This is a genomic window from Enterococcus sp. 10F3_DIV0382 (assembly GCF_002140245.1).
Taxonomy (GTDB): Bacteria; Bacillota; Bacilli; order Lactobacillales; family Enterococcaceae; genus Enterococcus_B; species Enterococcus_B lactis.
This window is the reverse complement of record NZ_NGMF01000003.1, coordinates 56,676-83,414: the sequence shown is the minus strand read 5'-3', so window position 1 is coordinate 83,414 and position 26,739 is coordinate 56,676. Positions and strand designations below refer to the sequence as shown.

At 36.6% G+C, this 26,739-nt stretch carries 19 protein-coding genes and 6 pseudogenes; 16 read left to right on the top strand and 9 right to left on the bottom strand.

The annotated features are described in order from the left end of the window. The 6 genes and pseudogenes from A5849_RS13685 to A5849_RS13665 all read left to right on the top strand — a co-directional run. Nucleotides 1-307, top strand: a pseudogene (locus A5849_RS13685) (hypothetical protein); the annotation flags it as partial. 347 nt (nucleotides 308-654) lie between these two features. Further along, complete coding sequence (locus tag A5849_RS15005; RefSeq protein WP_000713595.1) at nucleotides 655-825, top strand: hypothetical protein; 171 nt, start codon at nucleotides 655-657, stop codon at nucleotides 823-825. Between the two features lie 13 nt (nucleotides 826-838). After that, nucleotides 839-1,456, top strand: coding sequence for a recombinase family protein (locus A5849_RS13680; RefSeq protein WP_086310168.1), 618 nt, complete (start codon nucleotides 839-841; stop codon nucleotides 1,454-1,456). Further along, complete coding sequence (locus A5849_RS13675) at nucleotides 1,456-3,600, top strand: type IA DNA topoisomerase (protein ID WP_086310167.1); 2,145 nt, start codon at nucleotides 1,456-1,458, stop codon at nucleotides 3,598-3,600. The genes A5849_RS13680 and A5849_RS13675 overlap by 1 nt, the downstream gene beginning before the upstream one ends. A gap of 102 nt (nucleotides 3,601-3,702) precedes the next feature. Next, complete coding sequence (locus tag A5849_RS13670; protein WP_086310166.1) at nucleotides 3,703-4,599, top strand: ParA family protein; 897 nt, start codon at nucleotides 3,703-3,705, stop codon at nucleotides 4,597-4,599. A gap of 101 nt (nucleotides 4,600-4,700) precedes the next feature. Beyond that, nucleotides 4,701-5,120 carry a VOC family protein gene (locus A5849_RS13665; RefSeq protein ID WP_029486088.1) on the top strand — a complete coding sequence of 140 codons (420 nt, stop codon included), beginning with the start codon at nucleotides 4,701-4,703 and terminating at the stop codon, nucleotides 5,118-5,120. Between the two features lie 95 nt (nucleotides 5,121-5,215). Here the strand turns inward: A5849_RS13665 and A5849_RS13660 are convergent, their stop codons facing one another. Next, nucleotides 5,216-6,478 (bottom strand): ISL3 family transposase, encoded by a 1,263-nt coding sequence (locus A5849_RS13660; protein WP_179189225.1) that lies wholly within the window; start codon nucleotides 6,476-6,478, stop codon nucleotides 5,216-5,218. A 354-nt stretch (nucleotides 6,479-6,832) separates the two neighbouring features. Between A5849_RS13660 and A5849_RS13655 the strand changes: the two are divergent. The 3 genes and pseudogenes from A5849_RS13655 to A5849_RS13645 all read left to right on the top strand — a co-directional run. Beyond that, nucleotides 6,833-7,330: pseudogene (locus A5849_RS13655) on the top strand (ParA family protein); the annotation flags it as partial. Between the two features lie 91 nt (nucleotides 7,331-7,421). Further along, a complete protein-coding gene (locus tag A5849_RS13650; protein WP_001835296.1) occupies nucleotides 7,422-7,637 on the top strand; it encodes a peptide-binding protein in 216 nt (71 codons plus the stop codon). A 16-nt stretch (nucleotides 7,638-7,653) separates the two neighbouring features. Beyond that, complete coding sequence (locus A5849_RS13645) at nucleotides 7,654-7,926, top strand: antitoxin (protein ID WP_005237730.1); 273 nt, start codon at nucleotides 7,654-7,656, stop codon at nucleotides 7,924-7,926. A gap of 93 nt (nucleotides 7,927-8,019) precedes the next feature. Here the strand turns inward: A5849_RS13645 and A5849_RS13640 are convergent, their stop codons facing one another. Further along, nucleotides 8,020-8,700 (bottom strand): IS6-like element ISEnfa1 family transposase, encoded by a 681-nt coding sequence (locus A5849_RS13640; RefSeq protein WP_000191454.1) that lies wholly within the window; start codon nucleotides 8,698-8,700, stop codon nucleotides 8,020-8,022. An 89-nt stretch (nucleotides 8,701-8,789) separates the two neighbouring features. On the opposite strand from A5849_RS13640, the pseudogene A5849_RS13635 reads away from it, so the two are divergent. Both A5849_RS13635 and A5849_RS13630 read left to right on the top strand, forming a co-directional pair. After that, nucleotides 8,790-10,562: pseudogene (locus A5849_RS13635) on the top strand (McrB family protein). Then, the gene (locus tag A5849_RS13630) at nucleotides 10,537-11,829 is read left to right on the top strand and encodes a guanosine 5-monophosphate oxidoreductase (protein ID WP_002299142.1); all 1,293 of its coding nucleotides are present in this window, start codon (nucleotides 10,537-10,539) and stop codon (nucleotides 11,827-11,829) included. The pseudogene A5849_RS13635 and the gene A5849_RS13630 overlap by 26 nt, the downstream one beginning before the upstream one ends. A 462-nt stretch (nucleotides 11,830-12,291) precedes the next feature. On the opposite strand, the gene A5849_RS13625 is transcribed toward A5849_RS13630, so the two are convergent. After that, nucleotides 12,292-13,200 (bottom strand): IS982-like element ISEfm1 family transposase, encoded by a 909-nt coding sequence (locus A5849_RS13625; RefSeq protein WP_086310164.1) that lies wholly within the window; start codon nucleotides 13,198-13,200, stop codon nucleotides 12,292-12,294. Nucleotides 13,201-13,565: 365 nt separating this feature from the next. On the opposite strand from A5849_RS13625, the gene A5849_RS13615 reads away from it, so the two are divergent. Then, entirely contained in the window at nucleotides 13,566-14,864 is a 1,299-nt protein-coding gene (locus tag A5849_RS13615) for a polysaccharide deacetylase family protein (protein WP_086310163.1), read from the top strand. A 580-nt stretch (nucleotides 14,865-15,444) separates the two neighbouring features. Here A5849_RS13615 and A5849_RS13605 read toward each other — a convergent pair. Beyond that, nucleotides 15,445-15,738 (bottom strand): annotated as a pseudogene (locus tag A5849_RS13605) (DAK2 domain-containing protein); the annotation flags it as partial. A gap of 75 nt (nucleotides 15,739-15,813) precedes the next feature. On the opposite strand from A5849_RS13605, the gene A5849_RS13600 reads away from it, so the two are divergent. The 3 genes and pseudogenes from A5849_RS13600 to A5849_RS13590 form a co-directional block, all read left to right on the top strand. Continuing rightward, a complete protein-coding gene (locus tag A5849_RS13600) occupies nucleotides 15,814-16,494 on the top strand; it encodes an IS6-like element ISS1N family transposase (RefSeq protein WP_002333339.1) in 681 nt (226 codons plus the stop codon). A 156-nt stretch (nucleotides 16,495-16,650) separates the two neighbouring features. Next, nucleotides 16,651-17,967, top strand: a complete 1,317-nt coding sequence (locus A5849_RS13595) for a hypothetical protein (RefSeq protein WP_033653686.1) — start codon at nucleotides 16,651-16,653, stop codon at nucleotides 17,965-17,967. 38 nt (nucleotides 17,968-18,005) lie between these two features. Then, nucleotides 18,006-18,584, top strand: a pseudogene (locus A5849_RS13590) (hydantoinase/oxoprolinase N-terminal domain-containing protein); the annotation flags it as partial. 203 nt (nucleotides 18,585-18,787) lie between these two features. Here the strand turns inward: A5849_RS13590 and A5849_RS15370 are convergent. The 5 genes and pseudogenes from A5849_RS15370 to A5849_RS13565 form a co-directional block, all read right to left on the bottom strand. After that, nucleotides 18,788-18,907 (bottom strand): annotated as a pseudogene (locus A5849_RS15370) (DUF3788 domain-containing protein); the annotation flags it as partial. 136 nt (nucleotides 18,908-19,043) lie between these two features. Next, a complete protein-coding gene (locus A5849_RS13580) occupies nucleotides 19,044-20,063 on the bottom strand; it encodes a LacI family DNA-binding transcriptional regulator (protein WP_002316718.1) in 1,020 nt (339 codons plus the stop codon). A 68-nt stretch (nucleotides 20,064-20,131) separates the two neighbouring features. Beyond that, nucleotides 20,132-21,166 carry an aldose epimerase family protein gene (locus tag A5849_RS13575; protein ID WP_002316717.1) on the bottom strand — a complete coding sequence of 345 codons (1,035 nt, stop codon included), beginning with the start codon at nucleotides 21,164-21,166 and terminating at the stop codon, nucleotides 20,132-20,134. Beyond that, nucleotides 21,159-21,824, bottom strand: coding sequence for a beta-phosphoglucomutase (gene pgmB / locus A5849_RS13570; protein ID WP_002291307.1), 666 nt, complete (start codon nucleotides 21,822-21,824; stop codon nucleotides 21,159-21,161). Before pgmB ends, A5849_RS13575 begins: the two co-directional genes overlap by 8 nt. Continuing rightward, entirely contained in the window at nucleotides 21,817-24,111 is a 2,295-nt protein-coding gene (locus A5849_RS13565; protein WP_002329971.1) for a glycoside hydrolase family 65 protein, read from the bottom strand. Before A5849_RS13565 ends, pgmB begins: the two co-directional genes overlap by 8 nt. Nucleotides 24,112-24,392: 281 nt before the next feature. On the opposite strand from A5849_RS13565, the gene A5849_RS13560 reads away from it, so the two are divergent. Beyond that, a complete protein-coding gene (locus A5849_RS13560) occupies nucleotides 24,393-26,555 on the top strand; it encodes a PTS transporter subunit IIBC (RefSeq protein WP_002291315.1) in 2,163 nt (720 codons plus the stop codon). Nucleotides 26,556-26,739 lie beyond the last annotated feature (184 nt).

The window sequence follows — 26,739 nt, the reverse complement described above, 5'->3', positions numbered from 1 at the left end:
AGAGATTAGAGAAGTGCTAGGCATTCCTGAACGGACATTAGATAAATTGCTGAAGGTACTGAAGGCGAATCAGGAAATTTTCTTTAAGATTAAACCAGGAAGAAATGGTGGCATTCAACTTGCTAGTGTTAAATCATTGTTGCTATCGATCATTAAAGTAAAAAAAGAAGAAAAAGAAAGCTATATAAAGGCGCTGACAAATTCTTTTGACTTAGAGCATACATTCATTCAAGAGACTTTAAACAAGCTAGCAGAACGCCCTAAAACGGACACACAACTCGATTTGTTTAGCTATGATACAGGCTGAAAATAAAACCCGCACTATGCCATTACATTTATATCTATGATACGTGTTTGTTTTTTCTTTGCTGTTTAGTGAATGATTAGCAGAAATATACAGAGTAAGATTTTAATTAATTATTAGGGGGAGAAGGAGAGAGTAGCCCGAAAACTTTTAGTTGGCTTGGACTGAACGAAGTGAGGGAAAGGCTACTAAAACGTCGAGGGGCAGTGAGAGCGAAGCGAACACTTGATTTTTTAAGTTGCTATCATTTATAGGTCAATAGAGTATACTTATTTGTCCTAATATGATTTTAGCGGTATAATTGACTTGGTGAATAGGTCATTTAAGTTGAGCATAATAGGAGGAGTAAAATGAAAAAATTTATTTATCGAGTTTTAGAAAATGACGAAGTGGTGGCTATTTTTAATGAGCAACAATATGCGCAAGATTTTATCGCTTACGAAAAGACAATTTCTGATAAGCAATTTGAAATTGAAAAAGTAGATATAGCTGATTGGTTATTGCAACCGAGAGAATTTTAGAGGTTGGTTGAAAATGGCTAAAATTGGTTATGCACGTGTCAGTAGCAAAGAACAGAACTTAGATCGGCAATTACAAGCGTTACAGGGCGTTTCTAAGGTCTTTTCAGACAAATTAAGCGGTCAATCGGTCGAACGTCCACAATTACAAGCTATGCTTAACTATATTCGTGAAGGGGATATTGTTGTAGTTACTGAATTAGATCGATTAGGACGGAATAATAAAGAATTAACAGAATTGATGAATGCCATTCAACAAAAAGGAGCAACGCTTGAAGTTTTGAATTTGCCCTCTATGAATGGGATTGAAGATGAAAATTTAAGGCGTTTGATTAATAATTTAGTGATTGAATTATATAAGTATCAAGCGGAATCAGAACGCAAACGTATTAAAGAACGACAAGCCCAAGGGATTGAAATAGCTAAGTCAAAAGGAAAATTCAAAGGTCGTCAGCATAAATTTAAAGAAAATGATCCACGTTTAAAACATGCTTTTGATTTATTTTTGAACGGTTGTTCCGATAAAGAAGTTGAGGAACAAACTGGAATTAATCGCAGAACGTTTAGAAGGTATCGAGCAAGATATAACGTGACAGTAGATCAAAGAAAAAACAATGAAAAGAGGGATAGTTAATGAGTACGGTTATTTTAGCTGAAAAACCAAGCCAGGCATTAGCCTACGCAAGTGCTTTAAAACAAAGCACCAAAAAAGACGGTTATTTTGAGATCAAAGACCCACTATTTACAGATGAAACGTTTATCACCTTTGGTTTTGGGCATTTAGTGGAATTAGCAGAACCAGGTCATTATGACGAAAAGTGGCAAAATTGGAAACTTGAATCTTTGCCGATTTTTCCTGATCGATACGATTTTGAAGTTGCAAAAGATAAGGGAAAGCAGTTTAAAATTGTTGCAGAACTTCTCAAAAAGGCAAATACAATTATTGTTGCAACAGATAGCGACAGAGAAGGTGAAAATATCGCCTGGTCGATTATCCATAAAGCAAATGCCTTTTCAAAAGATAAAACATTTAAAAGACTATGGATCAATAGCTTAGAAAAAGATGTGATCCGAAGCGGTTTTCAAAATTTGCAACCAGGAATGAATTACTATCCCTTTTATCAAGAAGCGCAAACACGCCAAATTGCCGATTGGTTGATCGGCATGAACGCAAGCCCTTTATATACCTTGAATTTACAACAAAAAGGCGTACAAGGTACATTTTCTTTAGGACGTGTACAAACACCGACTTTATATCTCATTTATCAACGCCAGGAAGCCATAGAGAATTTTAAAAAAGAACCTTTTTTTGAGGTGGAAGCTAGTATAAAAGTAAACCAAGGGTCATTTAAGGGCGTTCTAAGCCCCACACAGCGATTTAAGACCCAAGAGGAACTTTTATCCTTTGTTTCTTCAAATCACGCTAAAATAGGCAATCAAGAGGGCAGAATCGCTGACGTGCAAACCAAAGAGAAAAAAACGAATAGTCCTAGTCTGTTTTCTTTAAGTAGTTTGCAGTCAAAAGTCAATCAGCTTTATAAAGCGACAGCGAGCCAAACTTTAAAAGCTATGCAAGGACTGTATGAAGCAAAATTATTGAGTTATCCAAGAACAGATACACCATTTATTACAGAGAACGAATTTGCTTATTTAAAAGCGAATTTTGGCAAATATAGCGGTTTTTTAGGACTTGATCTTGAAATGGTTCAAACAGAGCCTAGAAAGCGTTATGTGGACGGTAGCAAGGTACAGGAACACCACGCCATTATCCCAACAAAACAAGTACCCAATGAAGCAGCGTTAGTAAAAATGGACGATTTACAACGAAAAATTTATGCTTTAGTCGTTAAAACGACCGTTGCCATGTTTTTACCTGATTACTTGTATGAAGAAACCAAGATACAAACGAAAGTAGCTGATTTGCTGTTTCAATCGATCGGAAAGACACCAAAACAAGAAGGGTGGAAAATTCTTTTCAAACAACAAAATAAAGAAGAAAAAGAGGACGTTCAAACGTTACCCTTGGTTATCATTGGAGAACATGCCGAGGTTGACGTTAAGAGTGCCGAAAAAGAAACACAACCACCGAAAGTTTTTACAGAGGGTACATTATTAACTGCTATGAAAACCGCTAATAAAACGGTTGATGATGAAGAAGCAATCAAGATTTTACAAGAAGTCGAGGGGATCGGAACAGAAGCGACAAGAGCAAGCATTATTGAAGCCTTGAAACAAAAAGAATATATCCAAGTCATTAAAAATAAACTTGTTGTGACTGAAAAAGGTAAATTATTGTGCCAGGCAGTCGAAAGTCAGCACCTCTTAACGAGTGCTGAAATGACGGCTAAATGGGAAACGTATTTAAAAAAAATCGGTAAAAGAGAAGGCAATCAAGAGAACTTTATTACGAATATCAAAAAATTCATTGTTCATTTACTGGAAGCTGTACCTAACGATATAGAAAAACTAAATTTTTCTGATTACCAGGAACAGAAAGAAAAAGAAGCAGAAAAAAGTATTGTAGGCAAATGTCCTAAGTGTGGCAACAATATTGTATTAAAAAAATCGTTTTATGGTTGTTCAAATTATCCTGAATGTAAGTTTACTTTAGCTGAACATTTTAGAAAGAAAAAACTAACCAAAACGAATGTAAAAGAATTACTGGAGGGAAAAGAAACCCTGGTAAAAGGAATCAAAAACAAAGAGAAAAAGCCCTACAATGCCGTTGTAAAAATTGGGGAAAAGGGATATATTGATTTTATATCTTTCTCAAAATAAACATAAAAGCCCTTTAAATAGGGCTTTTATATATTAATCACAAATCACTTATCACAAATCACAAGTGATTAATCACAAATCACAAGTGATTTGTGATTAATAATGATACAATATTACTATACAAAAAAAGAATGGGGCGTAGTTATGGAGAAGGAAGAACTCAAAATACTTGAAGAATTAAGACGTATTTTAAACAGTAAAAATGAAGCAATTGTTATCTTAAACAATTATTTTAAAGGTGGTGTTGGAAAGTCAAAATTATCTACTATGTTTGCTTATTTGACAGACAAATTTAATTTAAAAGTTTTAATGATCGATAAGGACTTACAAGCAACATTGACAAAAGACTTAGCAAAAACTTTTGAGGTAGAATTGCCACGTGTCAATTTTTATGAAGGCTTGAAAAATGGAAACTTGGCTTCTTCTATTATTCGTTTGACTGATAATTTAGACTTGATCCCTGGCACGTTTGATTTGATGTTATTACCAAAATTAACTCGCTCATGGACGTTTGAAAATGAAAGTAAATTACTAGCTACTCTGTTGGAACCTTTAAAAAGTGACTATGATCTCATTATTATTGATACTGTACCAACGCCAAGCGTTTATACAAATAATGCAATCGTGGCGAGTGATTACGTTATGATCCCTTTACAAGCAGAAGAAGAAAGTACAAACAACATTCAAAACTATATTTCCTATTTGATTGATTTACAAGAACAATTTAACCCTGGACTAGATATGATCGGTTTTGTTCCTTATTTAGTTGATACGGACAGCGCAACGATAAAATCAAACCTGGAAGAACTGTACAAGCAACATAAAGAAGATAACTTGGTTTTCCAAAATATTATCAAGCGAAGTAATAAAGTAAGTACCTGGTCTAAAAACGGAATTACAGAACACAAAGGCTATGACAAAAAAGTTTTATCCATGTATGAGAACGTATTTTTTGAAATGCTTGAACGAATTATTCAATTAGAAAACGAAAAAGAATAGAATCACAAATCACAAGTGATTAATCACAAATCACTTGTGATTTGTGATTGTTGATGATAAAATAAGGATAAAAGTAAGAAAATAGAAAGGAGTGATAAATAATGCAGATTAACAATATAGGGATAGTTTTGGCATCTTTTGACCCTGAAAAGACTTCGAACTTTTATGTTGAAAATTTTAATTTTAAATTGTTAGGAAATGCTGGTGATTGGTATTTTACACACGAACATCCTGACATGAAAGGCGTATATTTAGACGTACTAAAAAATGGACATCAAGCACTTGGAAAATCACTGGAGTATGGAATAAATGAATCTACTAATTTTTTAGCATTTATTGTAGAAGATATTGAAGAAGAATTTAAAAAATTTAAAAGTAAAAATGTCAAATTGCTAACGGAAATCTCTGTCGAACCTTGGGGGCAAAAAAGATTTCAACTTTTAGCTCCTGATAATGTAATTATAGAAATCGTTCAACCCACTGAACCAGATTTTGAGTGGTTAGAAAACAATATGTCTTAAATATTTATGAGTTTGTCTTAATAGCAATTATGACAAACTGGGAAAAACAGCTATAACAATTGGCTCTTTGTCAACTGTAGTGGGTAGATGAAAAGCTAACACCTAGAGAGGACGAACTTCGTCCTCTCTTTCTTTATGTTCAATGCAATCAAAATCCGTTTTTTAAAGTTTTCAAAGTTCCTGAAACCAAAGGCATTTCTCTTAATGACTTTGATGAGATTATTGGTAGCTTCCAGTTTGGCGTTTGAATAAGGCAATTCCATGGCGTTTAAAACCTTGTCCTTGTCCTTATCCTTTAGAAATGTCTTAAATACCGTCTGGAAAATAGGATTAACAGTGGCTATTTCCTGTTCGATGAGACTGAAGAAATGATCTGAGTTTTTCTCTTGGAAATGGAACAAGAGAAATTGATAGAGTTCATAGTGCTGTCTGAGTTCATCAGAGTAGGATAGGAGTTTTTCTAGGATTTCCTTGTTAGTCAAATGCATTCGAAACATAGGTCGATAAAATCGTTTATCGCTGAGTTTACGGCTATCTTGTTGTATCAATTTCCAGTAACGTTTCAAGGCTCGGTATTCCTGCGATTTTCTGTCGAATTGATTCATAATTCGAATACGGACACGGTTCATAGCACGACTAAGGTGTTGCACGATATGAAAGCGATCGAGTACAATTTTTGCATTCGGAAAAAGCTGTTTAGCAAGTTGATAATAGGGACTAAACATATCCATGGTAATCACTTTGACCCGATTTCTAACCTTTCTAGGATAGCGTAGAAAGTGGTTTCGGATGGTTGCTTGAGTTCTTCCGTCGAGAATGGCGATGACATTTAGGGAGTCGAAATCTTGAGCGATGAAGCTCATTTTCCCCTTCTTGAAGGCATACTCGTCCCAACTCATCACCTCAGGTAGGGTATTCCAATCCGTTTCAAACTTGAACTCATTGAGCTTTCTCATAACTGACGATGTTGAAATTGATAGCCTGTGTGCAATATGTTTCATTGCTTGATTTTCGATGAGTAATTGTGCGATTTTCTGGTTAACAGCGACAGAGATTTGGTGGTTCTTCTTGACAAGAGGAGTTTCAGCGACCGCCATTTTTCCGCAATCTTTACACTTGAAACGACGCTTTCGAAGACGGATAAGTAAAGGGTAGCCAGCAGTTTCTAGGTAGGGGATTTTAGAAGTTTTCTGGTAGTCGTACTTAGCCATTTGTCCCTTGCATTTTGGGCATTTAGGGGCTGTGTAGTCCAAGTGACCGTGGAGTTCTAAGTGAGTCCCCATATCATATTCATCAGTGATAGTGATATTTTTGTCTTTAATTCTGAGAAAATTTGTGATAAGATTTAGTTGTTCCATATGAGTCTTTCTAAAATGATAGTTTGAGCACTTTTCATTATAGGTCATATGGGACTTTTTGTATATACTCAAAAAGGCTCCATAATTTCCATGGTGGATTTACCCACTACAGAAATTATAGAGCCTAACAATTGATATAACTAGGATAGAGTAGGTTTATTGCTCTGTCCTTTTTTATTTTTCTTCTTTGAGTTTGCCTTAAGAGTTAATTTAGTACATTTTTGTAAAACTAAGGGATCAGCTAAAACTTGATTAAATGAAGATGTTAAATAAAAGCATATCAAGGCTCTAAAATCAATTCTAAGGGGTTTTATATACTTTCTGGTGCTAAGCCTTATAGGTTTAAGTTAAAGCTCATGGACGTTTGAAAATGAAAGTAAATTACTAGCTACTCTGTTGGAACCTTTAAAAAGTGACTATGATCTCATTATTATTGATACTGTACCAACGCCAAGCGTTTATACAAATAATGCAATCGTGGCGAGTGATTACGTTATGATCCCTTTACAAGCAGAAGAAGAAAGTACAAACAACATTCAAAACTATATTTCCTATTTGATTGATTTACAAGAACAATTTAACCCTGGACTAGATATGATCGGTTTTGTTCCTTATTTAGTTGATACGGACAGCGCAACGATAAAATCAAACCTGGAAGAACTGTACAAGCAACATAAAGAAGATAACTTGGTTTTCCAAAATATTATCAAGCGAAGTAATAAAGTAAGTACCTGGTCTAAAAACGGAATTACAGAACACAAAGGCTATGACAAAAAAGTTTTATCCATGTATGAGAACGTATTTTTTGAAATGCTTGAACGAATTATTCAATTAGAAAACGAAAAAGAATAGAATCACAAATCACAAGTGATTAATCACAAATCACTTGTGATTTGTGATTGTTGATGATAAAATAAGAATAAGAAGAAATAGAAAGAAGTGAGTGATTGTGGGAAATTTAGGCGCACAAAAAGCAAAACGAAATGATACACCAATCAGTGCAAAAAAAGATATAATGGGAGATAAGACGGTTCGTGTTCGTGCTGACTTGCACCATATCATAAAAATCGAAACAGCAAAGAATGGCGGAAACGTAAAAGAAGTTATGGATCAAGCCTTAGAAGAATATATACGGAAATATTTACCTGATAAACTTTAAAAGGAGTGAAAATGAAATGGCAGTTACGTATGAAAAAACATTTGAAATAGAGATCATTAACGAATTATCGGCAAGCGTTTATAATCGAGTATTAAACTATGTTTTGAACCATGAATTAAATAAAAATGACTCTCAATTATTGGAAGTCAATTTATTAAACCAATTAAAGCTTGCAAAACGTGTAAATCTTTTTGAATATTCTTTAGAAGAATTACAAGCCGTTCATGAGTATTGGCGGTCAATGAATCGTTACTCAAAACAAGTTTTGAATAAAGAGAAAGTGGCTTAATATGGCAAATATAGTCAATTTTACTGACAAACAGTTTGAGGGTTCTGTTGCAAAGTCTCAAAAAGGTCATTAGTTTTTCAAGATGATTCTTATTTAAGCAGGGATTCCTAATAGTCCTTTGATTTCTGTACAGACGGAAAAGCCAAAAAGAGACCCTTCTTTTCGGCTTTTTTTATAAATTCCTCGAATCGCTTCCATGCCTTTAATCGTGGTTGAGGCTGTTCGCAAACTTTGGTAAAATTTGTTTCTTCGCTTAATTGGACGATGATCTTGTTCAATCAGATTATTCAGATACTTGATTGTTCGATGTTCTGTTGTTATATACAGTCCATTTTTCTGAAGCTTTCTGAAGGCACTCTTAATAGAGGGTGCTTTATCCGTTACTAGAACCTTTGGTTCTCCAAACTGGTTCTTCAGTCGTTTTAGAAAAGCATACGCAGCCTGTGTGTCGCGCTTTTTCCGTAACCAGATATCTAAGGTTAAGCCATCTACATCGATAGCGCGATATAAATAATGCCACTTTCCTTTAATTTTGATATAAGTCTCGTCCATTTTCCATGAATAAAAGGACTGTTTGTTTTTCTTTTTCCAAATTTGATAAAGAATCTTTCCGTATTCTTGCACCCAACGGTAAATTGTGGTGTGACAAACGTGAATTCCTCGGTCATACAGAATTTCCTGCACTTCACGATAACTCAGGTTGTACCGAAGATAGTAGCCGACGGCTACGATAATCACGTCTTTTTGAAATTGTTTTCCTTTGAACTGAGTCATCTTCATTCCTCCAAGCTATCTTTTTCAATTATTTTACCTCAAAATGAGCTTATCGGAAACTTTGCAACAGAACCAAAGTAGAAGAAAATATGCACAACAATGAAACAAAAAAAAACATATGAACTAAGAATAACTGCTGATGAGATTAAATCAACAGACCCAACATTTACTATGAAGAATCTAAGCTTAGGGGATAATTATCAACCAAAAGATGCTTACTTCCGTACGGCAGAAGGCGAAATAACTAGAAGAAACTACGGTAAAAATGAACGGAAAATTTCAAATCAAACATTACCGCGATTAGCTATTCAAATGTTTGAACAATCGATTGTTTCTCTACCAGAAAGCGAAAGAGCAACATTTCCTGTGTGTCGATATCACTCAGGAGATGAGATAATACGAGGGATTTTTCCAGATGTTGACAGTTTCAAAAAAAAAGGAAGTCCATTGAATTTTTGATTTATAAATATAATGAAGACAAGCAGATAGTCATCTATTGTTGGAGTATTTTTTCAACTTTATTATTTGTACAAGAATGTTTGAAACGTTTTGGAACATCTGGGGATGAATTTATTCTTGTTTATAAAGGGAAAGAGAAAAAGGAAATACGAGTAGGAGAGACTCAGACTATGACCAATCATTTGCTGAAATCATATGTTTCACATTTACTCAAATCTAAAAACCTTATTCTACGTGGCGCTCCTGGAACAGGGAAAACATTCCTTGCAAATGAAATGGCAGCTGATGTCGTTTCAAATGGCAGAACTACACAAATCAATGAATTGAGCGAAGATGAAAAGAGCCGAATTGGATTTGTCCAGTTTCATCCTAGCTATGATTATACTGATTTTGTCGAAGGTTTACGTCCAACTACATCCGATGATGGCGTTGTTAGTTTCACCTTGAAAGATGGAAGCTTTAAGAGCTTTGTTGAAAAAGCAAAGAAAACAAAGAAAGTAAATGGACAAGATAATTTTGAAGAAGCTTGGGCTAAATTTTTCGATGCGGTAACGGAAGCTAGTATAGAGGGAGAAGGCTACAATAAACTTAAAACATTGACAGGTAAACCAGTACGCAATCTTCTAGCCTATGAAAGAAATGAAATTCAAGGTGTTTATCCTGCTAAAACCAATACTTATCTAAACCATGACCAAATTTATAATGTCTATCGTGGATTGCCAGGTACGCCAAAAGGTGGATTTGATGCTTATCGAAAAGCGATTGTAAAACATTTAAAAGAAGAATTTGGCTTAAAAAACTACACGGCGTCAACGGTAGATTCTACGAATAACCAAAACTATGTGTTTATCATTGATGAAATTAATCGGGGCGAAATTTCCAAAATTTTTGGCGAATTATTTTTCTCAATTGATCCAGGATATCGTGGGCATAAAGAAGGTGTTTACACTCAGTATGCAAACCTCCATGAAAATCCAGAAGAAGAATTCTATATTCCTAATAATGTTTATATTATTGGGACGATGAACGACATTGACCGTTCTGTTGACACTTTTGATTTTGCTATGCGCCGGCGATTTACTTTCTTAGAAATAAAGGCAGAAGATTCAGCACAAAATATGCTGACTCAAGAGAAAACAAAAGAACTTATGACGCGTTTAAATGAGGCGATAGTTGCCAAAGAAAAAGGTGGATTGTCAACTGATTACCAAATTGGTGCTAGTTACTTTTTAAGTATCGATAATGGTGAGGAGACAATGGAACAATTATGGGATACTAAGTTATATCCATTATTGAAAGACTATTTTCGTGGTGAACATAAGGCGAAAGAAAAATTAGAAATACTAGAAAAGGTATACTCTAATGACGGTGATTTAGATGAAGCTGAAACCTCTACACGATAATCAAGAAATCAATGACTCAGTTGTGCAACATCCAATCATTACGAACTTAGTTAATCGTGACTTAAGTAGTTTAGAGAAAGAAAATTTTATTATCTTTCCGCAACAGTTAAATCAATCCAAGGATCTAAGTGAAGATAACTTGATATTTCAATCAAGAAATGGAAAAATTTGGACTTGTAATGTCGTAGGTATCCTTAGCGATTCAACAGATGAATTAAGAATTCATTCTAGATTCGCTAATCAAATGAAGCATGAAGATTTCTTTTTACGTTATATGCTTCAGCGTGTTTTGAATTACAACGTGATTAATGATCATTTTAGTGCATCTAAAAAGATGACATACTACGATTTGTTGGTATTTCTCTTTCCTTATTATCTGAATGAAGCAATGCGTAAAGGGATATACAAAGAATATGTCAAACGAGAATACAATAATGCCAATATCAAGGGAGCTGTTGATGTTGCAAAACACATCCGTTCGAATGTTCCTTTCGTTGGAAAAGTTGCTTATCGAACACGAGAGTTTAGCTATAATAATCACCTAACCCAGCTTATTCGTCATACTATTGAAAAAATCCAAAATGAGTACGATTTCTTACTTAGTGGAGATGAGGATACGAAAGAAAACGTGGTTCTAATCAAACAAACAACACCTGGTTATGCTAGATTAAATCAATTTAATATCCTTCAAGAGAATATCCTTCATCCAGTCAAACATAGTTATTACGAGGAGTATTCGGCTCTTCAACAAATCTGTATCCAAATTTTATCGGAAGAAAAATCAGGATTTGGAAGTGATAAAAATCAAATACATGGAATCATTATCGATGTGTCTTGGCTATGGGAAGAATACATTGGGAAAGTCACTGGTTGGAAACATTATGGCAGAGATAAAGGGTTAGCAACAATGCATTTATTTCAAGAGCCCAACCGGTCCCCACGATATCCAGATTTTACATTTAATAATATACCAATTGATACAAAATACAAAAAACATCTTGATACTAGAAATGACTATAATCAGTTAGTCACATATATTCATATAATGAATTTAGACCAAGCAGATACAATGAAAGGCGGCTTTCTGCAACCTACTTCCGATCCCCTTCCTGCAAATCATGGGTATAAAAAAATAGGCATATTAAGCGGGCTAGGAGGAGAAATATTCACATATCATTTTTTCATTCCGCAAGCTGCGTCAAGTTATTTGGAATTTGTAGAACAGATGAGAGAGGTAGAAGCAGCACTACAAACTACTTTTCAATAAGTAGGAATTATAGAAATTTTACTCAAAAAATCTTCATTAAAAAATCTGACTAAATAAGTTGAGAAAACAGAATATACTTCAATATCCAGTGATTTATAAATATCATTCACTCATGATACCCAGCTCCGTATCACAAATAATGATATTTTTTAAGAGAAAAAATTATCCCTATTTTAAATAATAGCAATAGGTAGTGGTAGAGAGAAATTTATAAATAACTTTGTTATTTGCTTTGGTAGCCAAGTAAGTTGCAAAAGAAAAATAGATACTGTTAAAAAGATAATGTAGACATAGAAACAAATACGTAAAATTTTAGTTAGAATGATGGCAAGGAGAAAAAACATGATAGATGAAAAAAAGTGTTTAAAAAATCTATTGGAAGATATGGATGATATTGAAGAAAAACTATCTAAATGGACTGGGAAAACAAATATATTTCAGAACCCGTGGTGCTAGTTAATTTTAATATCCTAAAGAATATCTCAAAGTTCCTTCAAAACGTCGTTGTGCTCGACTTAATAGAACACTGTAAGCCAGTAATATGCTTTCAAATCTACTCTCTAGCCCTTTAACAGAACGTGAGTTGAAATTTTGACAACCTAATTTTTCTAAGGAAGAACAAACAGTCTCAACTGTTTTTCTTTGTTTTCCAAGTAAGCTGTGGTCTAGTTTTTCTGATTTATCCATGTTTTTACGTGGCGGAACGGATATAGTAATGCCCTTAAGGGCAAGCTTTTCATGGATTTTATGGCTAATATATCCTTTGTCCCCTAGGATATTGGGAAGATTCGCTTCTTCCGATAAAGTCTCTAACACTTTCACGTCATGGACACCTGGATTCGTGATTGAGTAAGTAATCGGAAAGCCAGTCTTAGTAACGATCATATGAATTTTAAGACCATAAAAATAAGATTTTTTTGTTGAGTTATAGCCAACTTTGGCTATTTGATTCAATAGTTTTGCTTGTCTATTTCTAACTGGTTTACATAATGGACTAGGAAAACTATCTATAATTCCGACTAATTCACCTTTGGTGAGCTTCTTGATGAAAAAGTATCGAATAATCTTGATAGTGTAAGCTAAGTTTGAACTTAAGCGAGTGAATCGACTCCTACTAGGAAAGTCACCATTAGGAAATAAGACGGAACAAACCGCTCTATACGTGGCTCTTTGGCTAGTATAGCCATTAATTATGCCCCATATAATACAAGCAATAATCACTGTATCGCGTTGCTTCAGTTGATCAGTATTTCTTCGGTTTTTAATCTTATCTGGTACACAATTGTGGTATATGTTAGAAACAGTTCTCATAATTTCCTTGAATGTTATAAAAGTATCTGTATAATGTTCAGTATATTTTGATGAACGCATATGTAGTCCTCATTTCTTGGGAGTTTTGAGACTACTATATGCGTTTTTTTGTTGATTTACCAACATGTTTAGACATTTTCCTCTAGGAAAAAATTAACTAGCACCACGGGTTTATTTTAGTTTTTCTTGGAAATAAAAACAGCGAAAATCCGAACATTTTCACCTCTCTCACTTTATAACTTTTACAAAATAGTACTTCTCATAAAAAGCGCTCTAGTTAAAGAAAATAAGAGAAAAATCAAAAAAACAAAAGTTTCTTTTACACTTGTTTCTATATTCGTTACAATGGTTATGGGAAGTTTTTCAAAAGGTTAAGAAAAGCTTACGGGGGTTTTTGAAATCAAAAAGTAGTAGGGGACGATAAAATGAAACATACACACAAAATCATATTGGCTGTCACTTCTGTATGCACTGTTATTATTCTAGGTGTAAGTATCTTTTTTGTTACACAAGCAGCAACAAACAATAAATTAGAAAACACTAGTCAAACAACTCAACACTCAAGCAGCAGCTCAAAACCTGTTGAAGATAAACAAACGACGAAACAGCTTGATCAAGCAAAACAGCTTGCTGCAAGTTATCATTATGATGAAGCCATCGCCTTACTTGAAAAAGACGACGCCAAAGAAGCGCAACAATTGTTAGCAACTTTGAAAAAAGAAAAAGAATCCTTGGTAAAATGGGAAGACCCGACCAAAATCTCATACGTCTTCTTTCATAGTCTGATCGTTGATCCAGCTAAGGCTTTTCATACCCAGCAAGCACAAGGGTATAAAGATTATATGGTCACTATTTCCGAATTCAATAAAACCATTGATCAGTTATATAAAAATAACTATGTTCTTGTTAATCTAAATGGATTAGTCAAAAAAGGAACAGATGGAAAACTGACCTTTACAGGTGTTTCTCTTCCAGAAGGAAAGAAACCGTTAATTCTTTCGCAAGACGATGTCAGCTATTATGAATACATGGACAATTCAGGATTTCCAAGTAAGTTGATTGTCGATAAACAGAACCAAATCAAGAATATTTATATCGACAATAAGAAGGAAACTGTTGGTGACTATGATATGGTTCCATTGATCGATTCATTCATTAAAAAACATCCCGATTTTTCTTATCAAGGCGCCAAAGGAACATTAGCTTTAACAGGCTATAATGGTGTATTAGGTTACCGTACATCAAAATCAGAATATGGTGATAACGAAAAAACAAACAAAGAAATCGAAGCAGCCAAAAAAGTTGCTGATCAATTAAAGAAAGATGGTTGGAGTTTTGCTTCTCATACTTGGGGACACTTGAATATGACACAAGCTTCTTTAGCCGATATCCAACAAGATAATGAACGTTGGCAAAATGAAGTTGCACCTATTTTAGGCAAAACAAATATTTTGATCTACCCATTTGGCGCTGACATCAGCGATTGGCAACCTTATTCTGAAGCAAATCAAAAATTTGCTTACTTGAAACAACAAGGATTTGATATCTTCTGCAATGTCGATGCCTCAACTCCTGCATGGGGACAACTAGGAACTGACTACTACCGTAACGCCAGAATCAATATTGACGGTATCCGTTTCGAAGCTGACCTAAAAGGAGAAAATCCAATACTTGATCAATTTATCAACGTCAAAGAAGTGTATGACCAAAAAGATCGAGGATAGAGGTTGTGAAAGAAGCGTCCAGCTCCGAGCAAATAAGAACTAGATTTCTAAAATAGTTTCTCATATTTTGGAAATCTAGCGCTTATTGCTGAGGAGTTGCTTCTTGAACACCGTGAATAGAGGTTGTAAAAAGAGCGTTTTGACTTATTGTTGAAGGTCAGCTCTTTGAACACCGCGTGTTAGGTTGTGAAAAGGCTGGTCTGCATCAAGCAATAAGAATGAACAGAGAAAAACAGCTTCTTGAATACCGCAGATAGGTTGTAAAAAAACCGTTTTGACCTGACGATAACCAGTAAAACAGAGGTGAGACCATTGCTAAAAGTAGCAGTGGTCTCATCTCTTTTTTTGCACAAGTCATATTTGATTGTTTCGTTATTTTAATCAGGATAAAGTTCTTTTTTTTCATGCTAAAGAGTGATTCTTTCTTCTCGATTTTCACTTTCTTCGTTTAACTTTTGGTAAATACTTCTGTCAGAAAAAGCTCTAGGTAGACACACGAAAGCAGATAAAAAGCCTAACTTTTGCAACAGTTTATGCTGTCGTTCAAAGTTAGGCTTCTACAGTTTATAAATAGCCCTTTCTATCCATGAATCACATCAAGTAATGTCTGGAATAAGATTGCACTAGAAGCTGCTCCTGGATCAATGTGTCCAATCGCCCGCTCCCCTAAATAAGAAGCACGTCCTTTTTTTTCGACCAAATTTTTAGTATGTTCTTTGGCATTTTCGATGACGTCTGCGGTTAGCTGATTGTTTTTTAATGCTTCCGTAACAGGCAACCAAACATCTAGCATTGTTTTATCCTCTGCTTCAGCTTTTCCTCTTGCTTGTATCCCATTTGTACCTTCTTCGATGATTTTCCCTAATTGCTCTTGTGGGTTCTGTTGCAAAGTTTTCCAAAAAATCTATTTTAGTGTAAAATTGAGAAAAAAGACAGAGAGGACAGAGTAATGAATCATTTTAAAGGCAAACAATTCAAAAAAGACGTCATTATTGTCACTGTTGGTTACTACCTGCGTTACAATCTAAGCTATCGTGAAGTTCAGGAATTGTTATATGATCGTGGAATAAATGTTTGTCATACTACGATTTATCGTTGGGTACAAGAGTACAGCAAAGTCCTCTATTATCTTTGGAAGAAGAAAAATAGACAATCCTTCTATTCATGGAAAATGGACGAAACCTATATCAAAATTAAGGGACGTTGGCATTATCTTTATCGTGCAATTGATGCGGACGGCTTAACCTTAGATATCTGGTTACGAAAGAAACGGGATACGCAAGCAGCCTATGCTTTCTTAAAACGACTCCATAAACAGTTTGGTGAGCCGAAAGCAATTGTGACCGATAAAGCACCTTCTCTTGGCTCCGCCTTTAGAAAGTTACAGAGTGTGGGTTTATATACTAAGACAGAGCACCGAACTGTGAAGTATCTTAACAATTTAATAGAACAAGACCATCGACCTATTAAACGACGAAATAAATTTTATCAAAGTCTCCGTACAGCCTCTTCCACGATTAAGGGCATGGAGACCATTCGAGGAATATATAAAAAGAACCGAAGAAATGGAACGCTCTTCGGCTTTTCGGTGTCTACTGAAATCAAGGTATTAATGGGAATAACAGCCTAAGATATTTGGAGTTCAGAGAGGGCGCGTTTGATTTTCAAACTTCGCAACAGAACCGACTGAACGAAGTGAGGGAAAGGCAACTAAAACGTCGATGGGCAGTGGGAGCGAAGCGCACACTTGATCTTTTGAACTTTTTTCTAATACTTGACTTTTTTCATGTATACAGTTATTTCGTTTTTCTTTATGGTTTGGTATTGTGTGAAGGGTTACAACTTGATGGTTGGTTTAGCGATCATGGCAATGGTTTGGATGAGTTTGGCGTTAGTAGGTAATTACTTTTCTCCTAATCCAGCAATGGAAGGTCAAGGATTGATCGATGTATTGACACATATCTATGCAATGGGCCCCGCAGAATATGCGAAGTCGATTTTAGTAAATGTATTCTTTGGTGCTTTCTTTGGTCGAGTGTTGGTGGATAGTGGTATAGCAGCTACATTGATTCGAAAAGTAGTGGAACTTGGTGGAGATAAACCACGGATCACGATGAGTTTGCTTTGCATCGTAACTGCTATTATCTTTATGTCTATGACAGGGATCGGACCAGTTATCTCGATCGCAGTGATTGTTTTACCTATCTTGATGTCATTAGGGATTTCGGCTCCGATTGCATTGTTTTCATTCATGGGTTCGATCATGGCAGGGATTTTTGCGAACGTTGTGAACTTCAAGCAATATCAAACGATCTACGCTGGATTCAATCCGGCAGCAGAAAGCTATACGTATAACGATTATTTCCAAATCGGAATGATTGGTATGGTTGTAAGTTTGGTTGTTGTTTTAGTTGTAGCTAATATATCAATGAATAAAAAGAAACATTACGCAATGGCTGCTGAAGTGCAAAGTGATAGCGGTGATGCACCGATGATTTCTTGGTTAGCAGTACTTATCCCAGTTTTAGATGTCGTGTTATTAGATATTCCGATCATTTTAGGATTCATGATTGCTGGAATCTGGGCATTATTATTTACTGGAAAATTACGTGGAGGATATAAAGAAATCTGCCGTCAATTCGCTAAATTATTTACAGATGGAGCGACAGATGTTGCGCCGATGGTTGGCTTTTTAATGACTTTAGCGATGTTCAATAATTCTGCTGCGTATGCGTCTTCTTATTTCTCAGCAATTTTTGGGGACTTTATTCCAAAAACGCCTTTAGTTTTGGCTATAGCATTTGCTATATTGACACCACTTGGGTTTTTCCGTGGTCCTTTAAGTTTAGTTGGTTCTGGTTCAGCCATTCTGGCAGTTGTTTTAGCAGTGAATCCAACAATGCCTGTTGCCTTCTTATTCCCGCTATTTGCAACAACAACGATTGCGCCGCAGCATTTAGATATTACGCAATCATGGGTAGCTTGGGGCTTAGGCTATACAAAAGTATCTTCAAGAGAGTATATGAAAAAATCAATTCCAACTGGTTGGATAATTGGAGCAATTGTCTGTATGATCACGTTCTTATTGTATGGTAACTTCTAACGGATTGTGACAATAGAAATGAAATGGAGGAATGACGGATGAAACGGTTTGTACGAATGGGGATCGACGTTGGCGGGACACATACAAAAGCGGTAGCGATCGACAATGCCACACATGAAATTATTGGGAAGTCTTCAGTGAAGACGACACATGATCATTTGAATGGGGTGGCAGCAGGAGTGGTGCAGTCTTTTCAAAACTGTTTACAAGAGAATCAAATCAGTCCAGATGATGTGGTTTTCGTGGCTCACTCGACAACGCAAGCAACGAATGCATTGATTGAAGGAGATGTAGCTAAAGTTGGAGTAATCGGCATGTCGAAAGGCGGTCTTGAAGGATTTTTAGCCAAAAGATAAACACGATTGAACGATATTGATCTAGGGAACAAGAAAAAAATCGAAATCGTCAATGCTTTTTTACCAGTAAAACATTTGAATGTGGATCGAGTGGCTGAAACGATCTCTAATTTAGAAAAAGAAAAAGCGGAGGTACTAGTATCTTCGATGGCCTTTGGGGTAGATAATGGTGAGCCAGAACGTGTTGTTTATGAAGCTGCTTCTTGTAAAGCCATTCCAACAACGATGGCATCTGATATTACTAAATTATATGGATTGACAGACATCGGTACGCCAATCGTCAAACAGCATAATGGTATCAATGAGATCACCTTATATTATGACTTGCCGCTCTTCTTTTATTTCATCATCGGGTTGACCTTCATTGGTTGGCTGATTTTATTCATCATGTTTATTAGAAGTCGGATACATTCATAAAAAAATGAGGTCGAGACAAATCTAAAAATCAGTCTTTCTACAGACGCTCGAATAAACGGCGAGAGCAGAAGCAACTCCTTCGGAAATAAGCCGAAATTCACAAAAATTTGAAAAGCAATTTTCGTTCATTTCTTCTTATTTCTCGGAGTTAAACACTTCTGTCCCAGCTTCTCTCAAATAAACGGTGTCCAAAAGTCAGGCTTTTCGGGAATTTCAAAAAAGAGGTTGAGACAGAAGTAAGAAACACTTTTGTCTCAATCTCATCTTTTGGTTATTCTATCTCTTCATTTCAATTCCTACCAGTTATTGCTTGGGGTTCAGTGGCACAACTGTTTCTCTCTTGATCAAGTGATGAGGGATGACTAGGCGCACGCCGCTACTGATCTCGTTATGGATCAATTCTTGTAATTTTTGCATGGCTACTCGCCCTAATTCGGAAATATCGATATCGATACTTGTGAGATAAGGATGAGTCAGTGTAGAAAAAATCGAATTATTGAAACTGATGATCGATAAGGTTTCTGGAATAAGATAACCGTACATTTGCGCTAATTGCATCGTGCGAAGTGCAAAAATATCATCGATTACCACAAGTGCTGTAGCACCGGCGTTTTTTAAGATAGTGTCAAAGGATAGATAGTCTTCTGCCTTTTCGATCACAACGCTAGGGTGAACATCTAGTCCAGCCATCATCATCGCTTTTTGATACCCGAAATAGCGTTCGAAATAGAGGCTTTCGTGGGTCGTGTTCGTAACGAAAAGAATCTGTTCATGCCCATTTTGGATAAGAAAATCAGTTGCCTGTTTTCCCAATAGCTGGTTGTCGTTATCAACGTAGATGATCTCATTTTCATGCTGATAAGGTTGACCGATCAGAGTGAAGGGAATCTCGTTTTGATACAAATAATCGATGACTGGGTCTTCGCTATCAGAGTACACTAAGATAAAGCCATCGACTTGTTTTTGTAAGTGCATTCTTTGGACATTTTCTAATAAGACATCAAAATTTTTCGCTGTTGCAATGGCTATTGTCATGTCGTGGTGACGTGCTTCTTCATTGATTGCATCCATGATCTCTAAGTAGAAGGGATTACCGATTCGTTCTTTAGAATCAAGTGGCGGCAATATCACGCCGATGGCACTAGAAACCCGTTTACCTAAATTTCTAGCAGTGATATTCGGTACATAGCCAAGTTCATCCATGATTTTTCGGACTTTCTTTTTGGTTGCTTCGGAAATACTTGGATGGTCATTGATGACGCGCGAGACAGTAGAGGTAGCTACTCCCGCTTTTTTTGCAACATCTTTTACCGTAATTGCCATAATTTAAACACCTTTCTTCTAAATAAAAATCTCTTCTTTTCTGAGCTATTCGTAATCAAAACAAGCAACTATTGAGTATTTGCTATCTGTTCATTCGGTAAAATAGTAAACTGATAGGTCGTATGGTTGACCTTTTCTTGACCAGGGTACAAAGCGATCGAACCGAGTTCAGGTAAATGGACTAGATCCGGAAATTCTTGTGGCTCGATGGCTAAACCATAGTTTGAATGCATATGTTTCCCGTTGATCATAAAATCAGCTTCAAAACCAGTCGTAGAAAATAATACCACACTTCTATTTGTTGTTGCTATAGACAACTGGCGTCCAGATTGTTTTTCTGAAAGACACAGCACCTTTTTTGAACGTTTCGGTGTAGTAAGAACAAAAACGTCATCAAGTCCTTCTGGATAAGCGTTGAGAATTTCTTCGATTGTATGTGGTTTCTTGAAATTGATCGGTAAATCCGCTTGAGTGATTTGTTCGCCTGTTGGTAGTTTATCTTCATCTAATACCAATAGACTTTCTGCTTGGACAGCCAGTTCATGTGTATCAATGTCGCGTTTACCATTCCCAGAAAGGTTGAAATAGGCATGATTGGTTGGATTGCAGATCGTCTCGACGGGACTGTTCGTTTTTGTGATCATTTCCAGGCTATTCGCAGTTAGCTGATACGTGATCGTTGCTGTGATAGGACCAGGATAATCGGAAAAAGTGTCTTGTAAATAAAAGACAACGCCGATCGACTGTGGATTTTTGAACACTTCGACATCCCAATATTGGAAAGACCATCCATTTGTTCCTCCGTGGATATGGTGGTTGCCAGCGTTTTTTTCAAGTTGATGATTTCCCCATGTAGCATTTCGGATTCTGCCTGCTACGGGACCGACTGTGGCTCCAAAGAAACTTTCATCGGTTAAAACATCTGAAAGTTCATCATAAGAAAGTAAGACGTTTTCTAAATGTCCTTTGTTATCTGGAGCAAAGATTTGGTGAAGTCTAGCGCCATAATTTAGAAGAACGACGGTCAATTCGTCGTTCTTCAATGTGATTTTTTTTAATTCAGTGTTGGGGATAGGAGTCACTGAAATAGAAGGTTCAGGCATTTGGCTGCCACGTTTTTTTCAAGTAATCGAAAGTCAATGAAGCTGTATCAGGTACGATTGGAATATCCTCCCCAAGATCTTCTGAACGTCCTACGCCGATAGGTTGCGCACCACTAGCAATGATCGCAGCGATTCCAGCTTTTGCATCCTCGATTCCGATGCAGTCACGAGGGGTCAAACCGATTTCTTTCGCAGCAAGTAGAAAAATATCTGGTGCAGGCTTTCCATTAGCGACTTTTGCCGGATCAGCAATCGCATCAAAGTAGCTTTCTAGACCCATCTTGGCAAGTAGGAAAGGGCCATTTTTGCTTGCAGATGCTAGTGAAATCTTGATATTGTTTGCCCGTAAGTCTTTTAATAATTCTAAAATCCCTGGAAAAACATCTTTTGGTGTGATCGATTGGATCATTTCAAGATAATAATCATTTTTTCTTTTCGCTAATTCGAGAAATTCTGTTTTTGAGAATTGCTCTTCTTTTTTTCCGTGAGCAAGAAGGAGAGTCAGAGAATCTTCTCTGCTTACACCCTTCAATTGTTCGTTGAATGACCGATCTAAGGGAATACCGATCTCATCACCTAGCTTTTTCCAAGCACGGTAATGGAATTCAGCGGTATCTGTAATGACCCCATCTAAGTCGAATAATACACCTTTAAACATTCGCTTCACCTTCTCGTAATGGAATAGTCAAATGATCAGTAAGGACATACGCTTTTTCGTAGACTTCTAGCGGTAATGCTTCGCCAGATAAGAGGTTCAATGTTACCTGTTCATTTGAAACGGCGACAAATAACAAGCGGTCGCGATAATTGATATGGAATGAATAAGCAGACCATGTTTTAGGCAAGAATGGTGCAAATCTTAATTGTTCATGATCTGTCTTCATTTGCGCGAATCCTTGTACGATAGCAAGCCAACTTCCAGTCATTGAAGTGATGTGTAAGCCATCCTCTGTATCATTGTTATAGTTATCTAAATCTAAACGAGCAGTGCGTTGATACATTTCAACGGCTTTATCTTCCATGCCTAGTTCAGCAGCTAAAATAGCATGGATACTAGGAGATAGGGAAGACTCATGGACAGTCATTGGCTCGTAAAAATCAAAGTTGCGTTGTTTTTCTTCTTTTGTAAATGAATCATTGAAGAAGTAGATACCTTGTAAAACGTCTGCTTGTTTAATGAAGCAAGAACGAAGGATCTTGTCCCATGACCAATGCTGATTCAATGGCAATTCACTTGCGGATAGTTCCGCTACTGGTTTGAGATCTTTGTCTAAGAAAGTATCGTGTTGAACAAAAATCCCTAATTCTTCATCTACTGGGAAGTACATATTTTCAGCAATTTCTTGCCAATGTGCCAATTCATCGTCGCTGATTTTAGCAGTGCTCTCTTCTTTGAACTTCAAATAATTTTCTCGTGTGTAACGTAGTACCCAACAAGCAATCGTATTCGTGTACCAATTGTTGTTGATATTATTCTCATATTCGTTCGGTCCTGTAACCCCGTGGATCATATATTGATTGTTTCGTTTAGAAAAATGGACTCGGTCTGCCCAAAAGCGAGCGATTTCTGCTAAGACTTCTAAACCTTCATTTTTTAAATAGTCGATGTCGCCAGTGTAGTTAGTATAATTATAAATAGCGTAGGCAATTGCGCCATTTCGATGGATTTCTTCAAAGGTGATTTCCCATTCATTGTGGCATTCGACACCTGTGAAAGTGACCATTGGATATAACGCGCCCTTTAGCCCTTGCTGTTGTGCATTATGGATTGCTTGTGGCAATTGGTTATGGCGGTACTTCAAGAGATTCTTAGTGACTTCAGGTTTCGCTAAAGCGAGGTACAGAGGCACTGCATAGGCTTCAGTATCCCAGTAAGTTGCACCACCATATTTTTCGCCAGTGAAGCCTTTTGGTCCAATATTCAAACGTTCATCTTCGCCATAATAAGTAGAAAATAGCTGGAAGAGGTTGAAACGGATTCCTTGTTGTGCTTCATCGTCTCCTTCAATGACTACATCTGCCAATTCCCATCGTTTAGACCAAGCGGCTGTTTGCTCCTCTTTTGCTTGGGGATAGTGAACGTTCAATTCGTTGAATTCTTTAAAGAGATGTGTCGCTTGTTGCGCTTCAGGGATATCTCGGCTTGTGAAAATCAATACTTCTTTGTCGATAAGAAGTGTTTCATTTTCATTTAAGTCAAAGGTGAATGAACCTTCGATTGCTAAGGTGCCCTCTTGGTAGCTTGGCGTATATAATTTTCCATCAACGTAGTGGCGCATCCCAGCGGTCACTGTAAATTGTTCGATCTCAAAATTATTCGGGATCGTTTTAGTCGTTAAGTACGCTATTTCTTCCTTGACGCCATGATCGATGTCATTCCAAAAGTGTTCATCGTAATTGCTGTCTTCGTTTTGGACATTGCCATCTAGCTTAGAAATAACTTTTACAGTTCCATTTCCTTCCAACATTTCAATGGTTAAGCGAATATAAGCGGCTTCATTTTTGACAATACTTAAAAAGCGCTCGAATGAAAGACGAACTTTGTTTGATGAGGTAGTGACTGTATAACTACGTGTCAAAACACCGTTTTTCATGTTTAATTCCCAATAAAAATCTTCAGTAGTAAGTGTAGCTAGATCAATCAGCTGATCATCGATAAAAAGATCCATAGCGATAAAATCGACTGCATTGATTACTTTTCCAAAATATTCAGGATAGCCGTTTTTCCACCAGCCAACACGTGTTTTGTCAGGGTACCAAACACCTGCTAAATAGGTTCCTTGGTGATGATCACCAGAATATGCTTCTTCAAAATTTCCGCGCATACCCATATATCCGTTACCGATACTGGTCAATGATTCTTGCAAGCGTAAATTTTCTTTATCTAATTTATTCGTGCTGATTTTCCAAGGGTCGATCTGAAATAACCGTTTAATTTGTTTCATTGTTCTCCTCCTAGACGTTGTCGTTTATACGTCCATAATAAACGCAACCGATTGCGTAAGTCAACTAGAAAAGTGAAATTAAATTTTGAAGTGGATGAAAAAACAAAACAAAAGCGATTGTATCAATATTTACTACTATAATATGAACAGAAATAATGTATAAAGAACGATTGGGTACTTACAGAAAAAGCATAAAAATACGAAATAAAGCATTTACAAAAAAAAGAAATACACGCTATAATAACTAACAACGAAACCGATTGCACAAAGGAGACGAGGAAATGAAAAAAATATTTAGCTTTGAGTTTTGGCAAAAATTTGGAAAGGCTTTAATGGTCGTTGTGGCAGTTATGCCAGCGGCAGGTTTGATGATCAGTATCGGTAAATCGATTCCGTTGATCAATCCTGATCTTGCACCTTTAGTTACAACGGGTGGCGTGATCGAAAATATTGGTTGGGCAATTATCGGAAATTTACATCTTTTATTTGCACTAGCGATAGGTGGTAGTTGGGCAAAAGAACGAGCAGGGGGAGCATTCGCTGCGGGGATCTCATTTATATTGATCAATCGGATCACAGGAGCAATTTTTGGTGTGACTAATGAGATGTTGGCAAATGAAGACGCATTTACGCATACCTTGTTTGGCACGAAAATCATGGTTAAAGGGTTCTTTACCAGTGTATTAGAAGCACCAGCACTAAATATGGGGGTATTTGTTGGGATTATTGCAGGGTTCGTTGGGGCGATGGCCTATAATAAATATTACAATTATCGTAAATTACCTGACGCATTATCGTTCTTTAATGGAAAAAGATTTGTTCCTTTTGTAGTTATTTTGTGGTCAACGATTGTTGCATTGATTCTTGCTATTGTATGGCCGAATGTCCAAGCAGGGATCAATAACTTTGGATTGTGGATTGCAGAGTCAAAAGAAAGCGCTCCGATTTTAGCACCATTCCTATATGGTACATTGGAACGTCTATTGTTACCATTTGGCTTACATCACATGTTGACGATCCCAATCAATTATACGCAGCTGGGTGGTACCTATGAGATATTATCTGGTGCGCAAGCGGGAACACAAGTATTTGGACAAGATCCTTTATGGTTGGCGTGGGCGACTGATTTGGTCAACTTGAAAGGCGCCGGCGACATGTCGCAATATGAATTCGTATTGACGAACTGGACACCTGCTCGTTTTAAAGTGGGACAAATGATTGGTTCTTCCGGTATCTTGATGGGATTAACACTAGCGATGTACCGTAATGTTGATCCAGACAAAAAGTCTAAATATAAATCAATGTATTTTTCAGCAGCACTTGCAGTTTTCTTAACAGGTGTAACCGAACCATTAGAGTTCATGTTCATGTTTGCAGCTGTACCTCTTTACATTGTTTATTCTGTGATCCAAGGGGCAGCTTTTGCAATGGCAGATATTCTACCTTTACGTGTCCATTCATTTGGGAACATTGAACTATTGACACGTACACCATTAGCGATCAAAGCAGGATTAGGTATCGACTTGCTCAATTTTGTTATCTGTGTCATATTATTTGGAGTATTGACGTATTTTGTGGCAAACTTTTTGATCAAAAAATTCAATTATGCTACACCAGGACGTAATGGGAACTATGATAACGACAGTGAAGAAACGCCGTCAGGTTCTGCAACTAATGCAGATCAACAAATCATTAAGATCATCCATTTGTTAGGTGGAAAAGAAAACATCAAGGATGTAGATGCTTGTATGACTCGTTTACGTGTCAGCGTCGAGGATCCTGGGAAAGTCGGTTCAGAAGAAGAATGGAAACGTGCTGGAGCGATGGGCTTGATCGTTAAGGACAAAGGTGTGCAAGCCGTGTATGGACCAAAAGCGGATGTGTTGAAATCGGATATTGAAGATTTACTACAATCAGGCGCTGATATTCCAGAGCCAACAGTTGAGGCAACAAATAAAAATGAGAAGAATGAAGAGAAACATGTTTTAGGTATCGAAAAAGAATTATTCACTGTAGCAACTGGTGAGGTAATTGCTTTAACAGATGTGAATGATCCAGTCTTTTCACAAAAGATGATGGGTGATGGCTTTGCTGTCATTCCTGCCACTGGAGAAGTGACGGCACCACTTTCTGGTAAAATCGTGAGTGTCTTCCCAACCAAGCATGCAATTGGCATGCAAACAGCAGAAGGAGCAGAAGTTTTGATCCATATGGGACTGGATACTGTTCATATGAGCCAGCCAGCGTTTGAGATCTTAGTTTCTGAAGGCCAAGAAGTAGTAGCAGGAACAACGATTGCTCAGATGAATCTAGATGCAATCAAGAACGAAGGGAAAGAAACGACGATCATAGTAGTCTTTACAGATGACAAAGTCAATGGGCTGACCATCAATAAATTAGGAGACACTGAACGAGGAACAGTGATCGGGAAAATAAACTTGTAAAGAATCACAGAAGTTCATGTGTGTATTTCATATCGAAAGAATGTGTTCGATGTGTGTAACTCCTAGAAGTAAGCCGATAATCCCGAAATTGCTTTTCCTATTTCAGGGATTATTGGCTTATTTTTTGAATAAACTACTTTGGGGTCTTTACCTATATGGATCCAGAAGGTGGGAGCAATGTTTC